16 protein-coding genes are annotated in these 12,152 nt (G+C 53.7%); 3 read left to right on the top strand and 13 right to left on the bottom strand.

What is annotated here, in order from left to right; all coding sequences use genetic code 11:
- Nucleotides 1–15: 15 nt before the first annotated feature.
- The 9 genes from lepB to BN6471_RS04470 form a co-directional block, all read right to left on the bottom strand.
- Nucleotides 16–636, bottom strand: a complete 621-nt coding sequence (lepB, locus tag BN6471_RS04505; protein ID WP_082903336.1) for a signal peptidase I — start codon at nt 634–636, stop codon at nt 16–18.
- 33 nt (nt 637–669) lie between these two features.
- Nucleotides 670–1,341 (bottom strand): hypothetical protein, encoded by a 672-nt coding sequence (locus BN6471_RS04500; RefSeq protein ID WP_066645948.1) that lies wholly within the window; start codon nt 1,339–1,341, stop codon nt 670–672.
- Between the two features lie 35 nt (nt 1,342–1,376).
- Nucleotides 1,377–2,210 carry a coiled-coil domain-containing protein gene (locus tag BN6471_RS04495; RefSeq protein WP_147553982.1) on the bottom strand — a complete coding sequence of 278 codons (834 nt, stop codon included), beginning with the start codon at nt 2,208–2,210 and terminating at the stop codon, nt 1,377–1,379.
- 35 nt (nt 2,211–2,245) lie between these two features.
- Nucleotides 2,246–2,893 carry a hypothetical protein gene (locus BN6471_RS04490; protein ID WP_066645945.1) on the bottom strand — a complete coding sequence of 216 codons (648 nt, stop codon included), beginning with the start codon at nt 2,891–2,893 and terminating at the stop codon, nt 2,246–2,248.
- Between the two features lies 1 nt (nt 2,894).
- Nucleotides 2,895–3,053: a hypothetical protein gene (locus BN6471_RS12855; RefSeq protein ID WP_156511789.1), complete on the bottom strand. Its 159-nt coding sequence runs from the start codon at nt 3,051–3,053 to the stop codon at nt 2,895–2,897.
- Nucleotides 3,054–3,071: 18 nt separating this feature from the next.
- Nucleotides 3,072–3,905: a hypothetical protein gene (locus BN6471_RS13075; protein ID WP_204213229.1), complete on the bottom strand. Its 834-nt coding sequence runs from the start codon at nt 3,903–3,905 to the stop codon at nt 3,072–3,074.
- A 180-nt stretch (nt 3,906–4,085) separates the two neighbouring features.
- A complete protein-coding gene (locus BN6471_RS04480; RefSeq protein ID WP_066645941.1) occupies nt 4,086–4,808 on the bottom strand; it encodes a LytR/AlgR family response regulator transcription factor in 723 nt (240 codons plus the stop codon).
- 21 nt (nt 4,809–4,829) lie between these two features.
- Nucleotides 4,830–5,264 (bottom strand): RrF2 family transcriptional regulator, encoded by a 435-nt coding sequence (locus BN6471_RS04475; protein ID WP_066645939.1) that lies wholly within the window; start codon nt 5,262–5,264, stop codon nt 4,830–4,832.
- A 476-nt stretch (nt 5,265–5,740) separates the two neighbouring features.
- Nucleotides 5,741–6,247 carry an NUDIX hydrolase gene (locus tag BN6471_RS04470; RefSeq protein WP_066645933.1) on the bottom strand — a complete coding sequence of 169 codons (507 nt, stop codon included), beginning with the start codon at nt 6,245–6,247 and terminating at the stop codon, nt 5,741–5,743.
- 197 nt (nt 6,248–6,444) lie between these two features.
- Here BN6471_RS04470 and BN6471_RS12845 point away from each other — a divergent pair, with 197 nt between their 5' ends.
- From BN6471_RS12845 to BN6471_RS04460, 3 genes are all read left to right on the top strand, one after another.
- Nucleotides 6,445–6,615 (top strand): hypothetical protein, encoded by a 171-nt coding sequence (locus tag BN6471_RS12845; RefSeq protein ID WP_156511788.1) that lies wholly within the window; start codon nt 6,445–6,447, stop codon nt 6,613–6,615.
- A 148-nt stretch (nt 6,616–6,763) separates the two neighbouring features.
- Nucleotides 6,764–7,111, top strand: coding sequence for a cupin domain-containing protein (locus BN6471_RS04465; protein WP_066645932.1), 348 nt, complete (start codon nt 6,764–6,766; stop codon nt 7,109–7,111).
- 5 nt (nt 7,112–7,116) lie between these two features.
- Nucleotides 7,117–7,308 (top strand): ferredoxin, encoded by a 192-nt coding sequence (locus BN6471_RS04460; protein WP_066645930.1) that lies wholly within the window; start codon nt 7,117–7,119, stop codon nt 7,306–7,308.
- Nucleotides 7,309–7,346: 38 nt separating this feature from the next.
- On the opposite strand, the gene BN6471_RS04455 is transcribed toward BN6471_RS04460, so the two are convergent.
- The 4 genes from BN6471_RS04455 to gcvPA form a co-directional block, all read right to left on the bottom strand.
- Nucleotides 7,347–8,417, bottom strand: coding sequence for an endonuclease/exonuclease/phosphatase family protein (locus BN6471_RS04455; RefSeq protein WP_066645928.1), 1,071 nt, complete (start codon nt 8,415–8,417; stop codon nt 7,347–7,349).
- Between the two features lie 15 nt (nt 8,418–8,432).
- Nucleotides 8,433–9,302: a radical SAM protein gene (locus tag BN6471_RS04450; protein WP_066645926.1), complete on the bottom strand. Its 870-nt coding sequence runs from the start codon at nt 9,300–9,302 to the stop codon at nt 8,433–8,435.
- A gap of 99 nt (nt 9,303–9,401) precedes the next feature.
- A complete protein-coding gene (gcvPB, locus tag BN6471_RS04445) occupies nt 9,402–10,841 on the bottom strand; it encodes an aminomethyl-transferring glycine dehydrogenase subunit GcvPB (RefSeq protein WP_066649763.1) in 1,440 nt (479 codons plus the stop codon).
- Entirely contained in the window at nt 10,829–12,151 is a 1,323-nt protein-coding gene (gcvPA, locus tag BN6471_RS04440) for an aminomethyl-transferring glycine dehydrogenase subunit GcvPA (RefSeq protein WP_066645923.1), read from the bottom strand. The genes gcvPB and gcvPA overlap by 13 nt, the downstream gene beginning before the upstream one ends.
- Nucleotide 12,152: the final 1 nt, after the last annotated feature.

The following is a 12,152-nucleotide window of genomic DNA, read 5'->3' as shown; positions in this document are numbered from 1 at the left end:
CACATTTTGCCTTGATTACAGGGCTCCTATCCTGTCCAGCGGGAAAACCCTGAAATATACTTTCCCCAGCAGCGTACATTCGGGTACCATGCCGAGGATGCTCCGCCTGCTGTCCACGGAATTGTTGCGGTTATCCCCCAGCAGGAACACGCGCCCTACCGGAACCTCGACCGGGAACTGGATGTCTCCTTTGAGGTTTGTCGATTCTAAAATATACGGTTCATCCAGTCGTTCCCCATTAACGCTTACCGTACCAGTCCGGTAATCAACATCCACGGTATCCCCCGCAAGGGCGATCACCCTCTTTACGAGGTCGCCTTCCCCCACATCCATTTCCGTGACTACGATGTCGCCATAGTCGGGCGTATATCCAAGGGAACTGCAAAGGAGCACGTCCCCGTCCTGCAGGGTCGGCTGCATGGACGCCCCGTTGACCGTTGCGATACGTACCACATAAATGTTGATCAGCATGACCGCCATAGCCACAAAAAGCACGCGGCTTATGATGCCCCATACCTCTTTTCTCCTGTCCCTGCGCTTTTGCAGGCGTTCGATCTCCGCGCGTACCGCCTGAAGGCTCGGACGCCATCTTTCCCCTTCCGCACCCTTTGGGGGAATCCTTTTCCTGTTATCCATACTGTTCCATATTTATCCGTTTTTTCCGGAATTTTATCCTTCTTCAGCCTGTGTCGCCTCGCCCGGTTTTCCAAAACGTTTGAGGACTTTTAAGAGATTCCTCGCCTGCTCCGCACTCAGCACGACTTGTTCTTCCTGCGGCGGGAAAGCACGGATATTCCCTTCCTCAAAAGCGGCCTCATACCCGCTGCGGGCACGGTCGATCGCCGCCTGCATATTGGACAGCATCTCCAAATTCGTCTGCTGGAGCTGCTTGGTGATCCCGACCGCTCTTTTTTGCGCGGATTCAATGATAGCCTGTGCCTTGACCTGCGCGTCCCGTGCTGTATAAGCGGTATCCTGCCGGCGTTCGTTTTTCATTTCTTCCAGCAGATGGAGCTGTTCCCCTGTCTGCCGTGCGATTTCGCTCATCCTGCGGGCGACCGCCTCGATCGCCTGTGTGCCGGACGGCCGTTCTTCCAAGTCCAGCAGCTTCCTGTTCGCTGCCTGTACCTGGCTCATCAACGACTCGTTTTTTTTGGCCAGCATCTCCTTTTCCCTTCGCAGCGTTTCGTTTTCCTGCGCAAGGGCTGTGATCTTGTCCTCTTTTTCACGGTTATCCTTTTCAAACCCTTCGAGCTCTTCGCTCAATTCCCCCAGCAAAATAATAAGATCCATTTTGCCAAGTTTTTGTAATTCTTTGATTTCCTGATTGATTCCAGCCACAGATAACCCCTCCTTATCACTTCACTGACCTTGCCTTAATAGGTATCCTTAAGTTGCTCTCCCAGATGCTGCGTTTTGTAGGTCAGGTCGCTGATCACGCTCCTGATCTCCTCGCTCAACCCATCCGCAAAATCGTCTGCCTTTTCAGCCGTCCCGCTCTGCGGCGGCGCTCCATCTGCATCCGGCATATCCACCTCCGGCTTTGGAGGCTCTGCTTCCTCTTTTTCTTCCTCCTGCATTGGGTTCAGGATCTCGTTTAAGTGCGGAACCTTTTTCGGTTCTTCCTGTACCGGCTGTATATAAGACGGCGGCGCCATATCTGTTTCCCCGGCCGCTTCTGTTCCCCAAAGATGCGTTTCCTCCGTGATCCGCTGTTCGTATTCGCCCCGTGCGCCATTCAGCATCCTGTCGATTTCCGTTTGCAGGCTTTGCAGGACATTGCTGCTGGCTTCCTGTATCTGCGCGGCGCCCGTTTTCGCCTTGAGTATGATCCGTTCCGCTTCGTTGCGTGCCGCCTCGATCGCTTCTTTCGTTTCCTTCTGTTTTACAGCTTCCATTTCACGGATCCGTTCCAGATATTGTTTGGCCGCATTTTGTGCCGCCTCGATCACGCCGTTCACCTGGATCATGGAGTCGGCCAGGGAGCCCGGTTCCTGATAACGAACCTGCATCTTCTGCTGCTTTTCCGCCGCTTCCGCCATATACCCTTGCAACGTGACGATCTGCTGTTCCAGCTCTTTGATCCGGTTTTGCTTTTTTTCGCTCTCCTCTGCCAGCTTCCGGTTCTCGTCGTCACAGTCCTGTACAAGGCGTACCAATTCACGTTTGCCCATTTTTTTCAATTGCTGGATCTCCATACGATCTTTCATCTCTGCTTTATTTCCTTTCTTATTTCCGATTATTGCTACCCTTGCGCCCAATGCTTTTCTTCCCGGATACCTTCCAGCCGTTTGCGGAAGTTGTCCGCTTCCAGCTGCATATCCGTAAGGATCGCCTGCATTGCGCTTAAGTCTGCAAAGTATTCTCTTTTCAGCTCCGACATTTTTTCAAGCGCTTGCGCATGCTGCCTGCGTTCTTCCGCGAGCTGCCTGCGGTTCTCCTCCAAGAGCTCATCAGCCCGCCTGCGGGCCTCTGCGCATATCCGCCGCGCTTCCATTGCCGCCCTTTTGATCAACAGGTCAAGGCTTTGCTGTATTTCTGGGAGAATCCCCAAAATCACGTCTATCCGCCGGCGCGGGGCCACGGCCTCCCCGCCGGGAATGTTCCAGTCCACGATGCTTCGCGTTTCGGCACGCTTTGTGAGCCGGACGATCGTATCCTCTTTCTGTTCCACCTGGCCGCGCCTGAATTCCCGGTCCCGTTGGTTTTCCTTCTTAAGCTCTGCGATCCTGTTCTGGTATAGTTTGTCAAGACAATGCAGCGCGTCGATTACGTGCTCCCTGTCATATCCAAACAATGAACGAGGAAGGGTCAGCATCTCAAAAAACTGTATGACTTCCGGGTCGTCGCTTTTCGGTTGTACCAGGGAAAAAACATCTTCCGTATTGCCCATCTCAAAACTTCCCCGACACTTTCTCGTCATTTTCCGAAAGGAACACATCGCTGATCCCGTCCATATCATTAAGCTTCCTGCGGGTGATACATTTTATGATGACCCCTGCCGCAGCAACCGCCGCCAGCAGTATCATTCCAACTATTTCAAGGTGATTCATCGCATGTTTCCTTTCATCTTATTTTTTCTTTTTGCCGTTAAACCAGCGGATCGTTTGCACATCCTTTAAGATGCTGATCAAAAAGACCGCCGCCAGCGCGATCGATCCGCTGAAAAGCGTTGTTGCAAGGGGCGTCCAGGCATTTTGCTCCGTTTCTTCAGGGATCGCTTCTTTTACGGGCTCTTTTTCCGCTTTTTTAACCGGCCGGTTTTCCGCTGTCCGGGCTGGCGTCGGCTTAACCACAGGCTCCGGGGTTCGTTCCGGTATCGTTTCTTCCGCAGGCTCCGGCGTATTCGTTCGCCGCGCCGCAGGTTTGCCAGTTGGCACGGCTGTCTTAGTCGGCTCCGGCGTCGGTTCGGGCGTCGGCTCGGGCGTCGGCTCGGGTGTCGGCTCGGGTGTCGGCTCGGGTGTCGGCTCCGGCGTCGGCTCGGGTGTCGGCTCCGGCGTCGGCTCCGGCGTTGGCTCCGGCGTTGGCTCCGGCGTTGGATCGGGTGTCGGCTCCGGTTCTGTTACATGTGCCGTGACCCCAATATAGCCCGTCTCCCTGTTGTCCACATTCACATAAAATGTCACGGGGTGGTCGCCCAGCGGCTGTTCATTTTTCAAAACGCCAAGCTCCACCGCCTGGTATCCGCCTTCCACATGCTCCCAAGTTCCCCATACCTGTGCGGTCGCCCGTGAGCGGGCAAGGATTTCCGCTTCCAGGGTTCCTTCCTTGCGCAGTTCATAGACTTCCTTTGCCGACAACGTCACATCGTACGCCTGCAGGCAATACTCCCCCTCCCAGTCCTGGTGGTGGTATCCCGACTGGCCGCCGCTGCTCGCAAGGGCGGACAAAGGTATGCTGACCACAAGTACGCATACCAGAAAAATGATGATACTATAATTTCGCCTGTTCCTTTTCGTTTTGACCGCCCCTTTCTGTACAGTTTTGTATTCTTTGGTAGTTTATTTGTACAGAAAAATCCATTGCTTGTGTGGCTTACATCGTGAACGACGCATTTTTTCACGCCAACGACGCAATTTTACTTTTTATACGGGTTCCGTCAACGGTTCCCATGCACGCTTCACCGCCTTGATATAAGCGCGCCCTACGGGTATCGTTTCCCCTGACCGCAGCTCGATCTGGTTCCTGCTGATCTGCATGATCTTGTCCCGCGCTACAATAAAAGAGCGGTGTGTCCGCAAAAAGCCATGCCCATACAGCATGTTTTCTATCTTGCCAAAAGTAGAATAAAATTCAAAAGCGTCTGCGCCGTAGTATACCGTGATGTAATGGTCGCGCGCCTCGAAATATTTGATCTCCTCCACAAACACCTTCCGCGTTTCTCCCGCGCAGGAAAAAATAAGGGTTTCCCTGCTTTTTTTCCTGCATCTTTCATATACCTGTAAAAAAATCTCCTCCGAGCGTTCCAGGCTTGTTTCATCCCGTACAATATAGTGGAACGCCCTCACGTCAAAAGCCTTTAAGATCGTGTCCGCCGTACTGCACGAAGTAAGGAAAATGATCTCGCTTCCGTACCCCTGCTCCCGCAGTTGCCGTGCCGTGGCGAATCCGTCCTGCCCCGGCATGTCTACATCAAGGTAGATCAAGTCCGGATGCTTCTTGCTGTCCTCGAGCTCAAACAACATCTGGCTCCCGCTGATATACGGATCGATCTCCAACTCAATACGATGTTTTCTGCATATCCTTACAAGAATATCCGCATACGACATGATATTTTCTTTATGATCGTCACAAAGCGCTATTTTCACTATTGTCTCCTTTTTCCGTATTTATTCAGGTCTCGTTGCCACTTGGTCGTTTTGGGTCTGTTCCTTTAACAGGTTGCCGATCGTCATACCGGAAAACCGGTCGTCCAGATCCTGTTGTACTTCATTAAAAAAACTGCGCAGCGGACAATTTGGTATCGGCAATGGGCAGTTCCCGGGCGACTCCAAACATTGGCTGATCTTCCCCTTGCCTTCGGTCACCTGCATGATTTCAAGCAATGTGATCCTTTCCGGCACACGCGAAAGGCTATACCCGCCCGATACGCCCTTGTGCCCTACGATCAGGTTCGCCTTTTTCAGTTTGTTGGCCGTTGCCAGCAGCGATTTTTTTGCAATCTTTGTTTTTTCCGATATTTCACCCGCCGGTGTTACGCGTTTTGTTTCCGCAAGGCACATAATGATGCGTATTGCATAGTTCGTCGTAATTGTCAGTTGCATTTTCCTTCTCCCGCGTCTCCTTGCCAATATTTGGATACCGCCGCAGCAGCCTTCCCCATAAAGTAGACTTTTTCAGTTGTTCCGTTTATACTGGTTTTGATGCTGAACAACCTCTGTTTGACCAAAAAAAGCGTCAAATCCATTCCCCCGGGCGCCGATCGAAAAAGTCTAGCTTTCCGTTCAAATAAAATCCTTTACCAGACCGCATATGTATTAATACGGCTCCGCGATCCCTTCTGTTTAAACGTATATATCCATTCGGTTATATCCGTTTGTGGGATTGAAAAACACATTCCCGAGAATGTGTTCCTGTTGTAATATTGCGAAATTTATTATTTTTATAATTTTATAATAAGGGGTTGGGAGGCATTTGAATGGCACATAAATATCCTTCACGTCCATTGTGTGATATAAGTATGATTTTTGGGGCAACAAAAAGACCGCCTGTCAGAAGCGGTCTTTTTGTTTCTATTCTTTTAGCGTCCTTCTCCCATCCGCCAGGGCCGTTCCATCCACGCGGGTATCGCGCGCTTAAGGTTTTTGCGCCGCAACCGTTCATTGAGCTCCCACAGCGCTGTATTCTGGTCGGGCATCCCCACCCTTGCATTTGCTTTTTCGTAGTCCATCCATTCAAACGCGAGGTGTTCTTCCGAAAGCGTGACCTCTCCGTCGTAAGGCATACCGAAGAAATACATGGGCAAAACAACGATATCCTTCCCCCAGGCCTGTGTCCATTCGGCAAACACCGTACTTCGCATTACGCTGACGCTGTCAAGCGGATAAAGCCGTCCCGGCTCCGTCACCCCCGCTTCCTCCATACATTCGCGCAGCGCAGCCTGCACCACGCTTTCGCCTGCTTCACCGCCGCCGCTCACACCCTGCCAGATGTCCGGCAGGTCTGAGCGCTCGAAAACGGCAAATTCAAATGAGCCTTTTCTTTCCCTGTATAAAAAAACATGGATATGGTATGGCATCCTTCCCATCTGCTTTCTCCTTTTCCTTCTATTATATCCCTTCCCGGCGCATTTAACCCGCTTTTTGTAGATAAATCGCTTTGCCGTGCCTGCCCATGCGTTCCCTCCCTTTCCCGCGCTTTCCCTTCTGCACCTGCCTTTTGCTTCCCTCCCGCCTTCATGTTATGGTAGGGACACCGAGTATCTGTAAAGGGAGGTGCATCGCCATGCAGCGCAGGGAAGACCGGTCTTACCGGGGCGAGCTGGTAGCGTACGGTACTTGCCGAAAGTGCAAAATCATTTGTAAATTCCGTTCCCTGGCCCACGGGAGCAGCGACCAGTACCGGTGTCCTCAATGCGGTACGTTGATAGACGCCACCAGGCTCACGGCAACATAACGAACAAAAGTCCCCGTGCAATATTCCCGGCGACCGTCCTCGGCTCCGAGGATGCACGGGGATTTTTTTGTTTTCGTTGCAAATGCAACGTATAAAATACAATTTTATGGGTATACTATAAATAGAAAAAAGCAAAGGAGCAACCGTTATGGAAAAATACATGAAGAACCTTGCATACGAAAGTGTGCTGCCGTTTTCAGGCCAGGTGTCTTACCTGGAGGGACAGGTTGCCAGCAAGACCATCGCGCAAAACGAAGCTTTAAGCCTTACGCTGTTTGCCTTTGATAAAGGCGAGGAGATCAGCACGCACGAGTCCGAAGGCGATGCGCTCGTCATCGCTCTCGATGGCGCAGGCGAGGTAACGATCGATGGCAACAAACACATCCTGCACGCAGGAGAGTCCATTGTCATGCCCGCGCGCCATCCGCATGCGGTCTTTGCACAGGAACGTTTCAAAATGTTCCTTGTGGTTGTATTCCCACAGAAAGGAGACTGATTCTTATGAAAGTAACTGTCAATAAGGAAACCTGCATCGGCTGCGGCCTGTGCGAAGGTATGTGCCCGGAGATTTTCCGCATGGCTGATGACGGCCTTGCGGAGGCATATGCCCAGCCGGATACCCCCGCGCTCGAAGATTCGGTTCGTGAAACGGCGGGCAGTTGTCCGACCAGCGCGATCGAAGTAGAAGAATAACCAAAAAACCGCTTCTTTGCCAGAAGCGGTTTTCTTTTTTAAACCGCAGGCGTCAGCGTAAGGCGCATCCTGACCGGCTGGTGGTCGGAATAGGCAAAATCCGTGCGGATAGTCTGTACCTCCTCCACTTGTATGTTGGGCGATACGATGAACCCGTCGATCACAAACATCTGAGACGTTTCATAAGAACCCGTGTACGGCGCACAAAGCAGCCGGCACGTGGGCAGGCTGTCGTCAAAGGCAAAACGGAACCCGTCCGGCAGTACGTCCTCACCGATCACGCCGGGCTTCCAGTTTTCTTCGTCCACCGCCGGATACTCCCGTACCCCGGGAAACGTCTGGTTGAAGTCCCCGCCCGCGACCACATAATTGCCTTTTTCGTATTCACTGCGCAGGACATCTGCAAGCACCCTTGTCTGCGCCGCTTTTCCTTCCCCGTCGTCGTATGCTTCCAGATGCAAATTGACCAGTACAAGCTGCGCATCCGTCCCCTCAAGCGGGATGTGTTCCACCAGCAGGCAGCGCTTCAGGTTGCATGTACGGATGGGCCAGTCAAAAGGCACAGGCAGCGATACCCGCTGTGCGCTTCGCGCCGCAAGTCCGCTCATGGTAAGCAGCCCGCTTTGCACCTGCCCGATCATCGGCAGCGGATAGGGCACAAAATTACATTTATAATTGTAGGCAAACGTTCCCGGCAGGCCTAAGGCATTTTCATAATATGCCGCTTCGTCGATATGGAACGTCCGGCCCGAATTAACGTCCGTTTCCTGCAGGAAATAAACGTCCGCGGGATATTCCTTTAATGTATCCGCGATGCCCGCTAAGTTACTCTCCACCTGCCCGCGGCTTTTGGGGTTCACGCCGCTGCCGCCGTCCATAAAGAAATCCTCGTCCTGATCGAGCCCCGCATAGCCGGTATTGAACGTCAAAAACGAGAGCTCGTCCCCCACCGCAGCCGTTTGCGTCCCCTGTGGCACGCTAAGCTTCTCCGTTTCCTGCGGGTTATATTCGGTAGCGGTTAAAAATATGAGCAGCGCCGCCAGCAGTATGGCGACCACGAGCACCACGATCAAAACCACTTTTCCCACCTTTTTTAACGTCTTTTCCATAGCCGTCCCCTTTTATTACAGAGCGCGCATCGTTTCTTTCCTATAGGCTGCGTTGCCTTCAAGCGCCAAGCGCAGCTGTGCCATCATTTTTTCCTTATCTTCATTGAGCGTACCGCGCAGCGAAATATAATTGGAAGCATGGTTACTGCGGAACACGCTGCCCTCGCAATCCATGTGCTCGAGCATCACCAGCGTTTCGAGGGCGGTCTCCTCCGGGCCCAAAAGCTCGAATTTCCCCGCCTTATAGTCCCGCTCCAGCGGCACGTCGCCTTCTAATAAAAGCGTCAGCAGCCCAATATAATCCGGCTTCATGCGCGTAAACGCTTCTCCCGTCCCTACCGCATGCTCGCGCCAAAGCTCTTTGCCGCCGAGACCGTTTACCGCGGTTACGGAAAGCGGGATGCCCGCCGCCTTCACTTTTAAGCCCGCCGCGACGATCTCATCCGCAGTCTCGCCCTTGTTTACACGTTTGAGCACTTCGTCGCTGCCCGATTCCAGCCCGAGGTACACGATGCCCAGCCCCAACTCGTGCAATGTACGCAAATCTTCCGGCGTTTTGCGTAAAATACTGCGCGGCGAGCCGTAAATGCCCACGCGCTCGCAACACGCAAATCTTTCGCGGATGAGCGTCAGGATGGCCTCCAGGCGCTCCATGGGCAAAATGAGCGCGTCGCCGTCCGCCAAAAAAATACGCCGCACATCCGGATACAGCCCCGCCATCTCCGCAAGGTCGGTAAGGACGTCCTGCAAATCGCGCAGGCGGAACTGCTTTTCTTTATACATGCTGCAAAACGTACATCGATTATGCGAACATCCCACTGTCGCCTGCACGATCAGGCTGCGCGCCTCGCTCGGCGGGCGGAATATCCTTCCTTCATACTGCATTGGTATTTCTCCTTTTCCCCATTATAATCCTTTTCCGGCAGGAAACATAGACACAAAAAAGCGCCGCTTCCGCAATTGGCAAGCAGCGCTTTTCTATTTTTAGAAATCATAGCGCAAATGCGGGTCGCGCGCCGCCTTGACCTCGTCCGGCCGCCCGATGGGCGTTGTTACCGGGGCAGCGTGCAGGCTTTCCGGGTCAGTTTTCGCACGCTCGAAAATCGATCCCAGTGCACGGAGCGCGCTGTCAAGCGTCTCCACGCTCTCCGTTTCCGTGGGCTCAAACATCAGCGCCTCGTCCACGATCAGCGGAAAGCACATGGTCGGCGGGTGGATGCCCGCATCGATCATCGCCTTTGCCACGTCAAGGGCGCAGACCCCCGTCTCCTTTTTAAGGCCCTTCAGCGACAATACGAACTCATGCATACATGGAGAAGCATAAGTAAAGTCGGAATATTTTTCCAGTGCCCGCAGCATATAATTGGCGTTCAGTACAGCGTGCACGGAAGCATCTTTCAGGCCTTCCCCGCCCAGTGACAGGATATAGCAGAACGCTTTGACGACCACGAGGAAATTCCCGTAGAACATTTTGACCCGTCCGATGGAATGCGGCCGGTCATAATCAAGCACATAGTTATCCCCCTCTTTTTTGACCACAGGCACCGGCAGGTACTTTTCCAAAAATGCCTTGCAGCCAACAGGGCCGCTGCCCGGCCCGCCGCCGCCATGCGGCGTGGACAGCGTCTTATGCAGGTTCCAGTGCACCACGTCAAAACCCATGTCTCCCGGGCGCGTTACGCCCATGATGGCGTTCATATTCGCACCGTCGTAATATAAAAGCCCGCCTGCGCTGTGTATGATATCACTCAATTCGCAGATATTCTTTTCAAATTTTCCCAGCGTATTGGGGTTGGTGAGCATCAGTCCCGCAACCGTATCGTCCGCAAGGGCGGCAAGCGCCTGTGTATCCACATGGCCCTGCGCATCGGAAGGCACGCTTACCACGTCAAAGCCGCACATCGCCGCACTGGCGGGATTTGTTCCGTGCGCAGAATCCGGCACGATGATCTTGCGGCGTTTTTCATCCCCGCGCTCCAGATGATAGGCACGGATCAGTTGCAGCCCCGTCCATTCCCCGTGTGCGCCTGCTGCGGGCTGCATGGTCGTCGCATCCATGCCGGCAATCTCATTCAGCATTTCCTGCGTGCGATACAGCACCTCAAGACATCCCTGCGCCGTTTGTTGCGGCTGCATGGGATGTATTTCCGTAAAGCCCGGCAGCGAAGCCAGTTTTTCATTCACTTTGGGATTATACTTCATCGTGCAGGAACCAAGCGGATAAAATCCATTGTCCACGCCGTGCGCCCGCCGCGAAAGTGCCATATAGTGCCTTACGATATCCACCTCCGCCGCTTCGGGGAGCCGCGCAGGCACATCGCGCAGTGAAGAAGCATCCGGGCGGTATTTATTTTTCAGTCTATTTTCCGGCAACAGGCAGGAACCGCGCCCTGCTTTGCTTTTTTCAAAAATCAATTCCATGATGTGCACGCTCCTTTCACCGCCCCGACCAGCGTATCGATCTCCCGCTGTCCGGTAAGCTCGGTCGCGCACCACAGCATTTTCCCGCCGCCGAGGTCAAGGCCTCCGAGGATACCCTTTTCGTCGAGCGCCTTTTGCAGCTTTACAGGACTGACCGGGCTTTGCATAACAAACTCATGGAAGAATTCCCCGCCATACACCGGCGAAAACCCAAGCTTTTGCAGCTCATCCCTTAAGTAATGGGCATTGGCATAGCACTGCTCCGCCACATCCCGCAAACCCTCTTTTCCCATGACGCTCATGTAGACCGCGCTGCGCAGTGCGCACCACGCCTGGTTAGAGCAAATATTACTGCCTGCTTTTTCCCGGCGGATATGCTGCTCGCGCGCCTGCAGCGTGAGTACGAACGCGCGGTTTCCGTCGTGATCCACGGTCTCCCCCACGATCCTGCCCGGCATTTTGCGCATATTCGCTTTGGTACACGCCATAAAACCAAGATATGGCCCGCCAAACGCAAGAGGCAGCCCCAGCGGCTGGCCTTCGCCGACCGCGATATCCGCTCCAAGCTCCGCCGCAGTTTTCAGGATTCCCGCAGCGATGGGGTTTACGCCCAGCACCAGCTTTGCTCCCGCTCCATGCACGAGCTCCGCCATTTGGGCAGTATTTTCGATCAGTCCGAAATAATTGGGCGACGCCAGATAGACGCCCGCCACCGTTTCGTCCAGCTTGTTTTCCAGATCCGCTGCGTCCGTTGTCCCATCCTTTGCGGCGACTACCTCGCAAGCCATCCCGGCCGGTACGGCATAAGTACGGATCGTATCGATCACCTGCGGGTGCGCGCACGAGGACACCAACACCTTGCTGCGCTTCCTGTCGCGCGTCATCAGGCACGCTTCCCCCGCTGCGCTGGCGCCGTCGTAGACGGAAGCATTGGAAACATCCATGCCCGTGAGCTCACAGATCATCGTCTGGAACTCAAAGATACTCTGCAAAATACCCTGGCTCATTTCCGCCTGGTATGGCGTATACGCCGTTACAAACTCATTGCGCGAGGCGATGTTTTCCACAGCCGCCGGGATAAAGTGCCGGTATGCGCCCGCGCCCATAAAGACCGTATCGTAGATTTTATTGCGCGACGCGGCTGCGCTTAGCTCGCGTACCAATTCCAGTTCGCTGAAACCTTCGCCCACATCGAGCTGCTTTTTCAAACGCACCGCTTGTGGTATATCAGCGTACAGCGCCTCCATATCCGCAAGGCCGAGCTGTTTGAGCATATCCTGGGTCTCATCCGAAGTATTCGGAATATATGCCATT

Source organism: Christensenella timonensis, from assembly GCF_900087015.1.
In the GTDB taxonomy this organism is placed as follows: Bacteria; Bacillota; Clostridia; order Christensenellales; family Christensenellaceae; genus Christensenella; species Christensenella timonensis.
This window is presented reverse-complemented; position numbering and strand designations above follow the sequence as displayed.

What these genes read in the sequence shown, in the direction of transcription:
- lepB (WP_082903336.1), bottom strand. Translation starts at nt 636, where the DNA reads ATGGATAACAGGAAAAGGATTCCCCCAAAGGGTGCGGAAGGGGAAAGA.
- BN6471_RS04495 (WP_147553982.1), bottom strand. Translation starts at nt 2,210, where the DNA reads ATGAAAGATCGTATGGAGATCCAGCAATTGAAAAAAATGGGCAAACGT.
- BN6471_RS04490 (WP_066645945.1), bottom strand. Translation starts at nt 2,893, where the DNA reads ATGGGCAATACGGAAGATGTTTTTTCCCTGGTACAACCGAAAAGCGAC.
- BN6471_RS12855 (WP_156511789.1), bottom strand. Translation starts at nt 3,053, where the DNA reads ATGAATCACCTTGAAATAGTTGGAATGATACTGCTGGCGGCGGTTGCT.
- BN6471_RS04475 (WP_066645939.1), bottom strand. Translation starts at nt 5,264, where the DNA reads ATGCAACTGACAATTACGACGAACTATGCAATACGCATCATTATGTGC.
- BN6471_RS04470 (WP_066645933.1), bottom strand. Translation starts at nt 6,247, where the DNA reads ATGGGAAGGATGCCATACCATATCCATGTTTTTTTATACAGGGAAAGA.
- BN6471_RS12845 (WP_156511788.1), top strand. Translation starts at nt 6,445, where the DNA reads ATGCAGCGCAGGGAAGACCGGTCTTACCGGGGCGAGCTGGTAGCGTAC.
- BN6471_RS04465 (WP_066645932.1), top strand. Translation starts at nt 6,764, where the DNA reads ATGGAAAAATACATGAAGAACCTTGCATACGAAAGTGTGCTGCCGTTT.
- BN6471_RS04460 (WP_066645930.1), top strand. Translation starts at nt 7,117, where the DNA reads ATGAAAGTAACTGTCAATAAGGAAACCTGCATCGGCTGCGGCCTGTGC.
- BN6471_RS04455 (WP_066645928.1), bottom strand. Translation starts at nt 8,417, where the DNA reads ATGGAAAAGACGTTAAAAAAGGTGGGAAAAGTGGTTTTGATCGTGGTG.
- BN6471_RS04450 (WP_066645926.1), bottom strand. Translation starts at nt 9,302, where the DNA reads ATGCAGTATGAAGGAAGGATATTCCGCCCGCCGAGCGAGGCGCGCAGC.
- gcvPA (WP_066645923.1), bottom strand. Translation starts at nt 12,151, where the DNA reads ATGGCATATATTCCGAATACTTCGGATGAGACCCAGGATATGCTCAAA.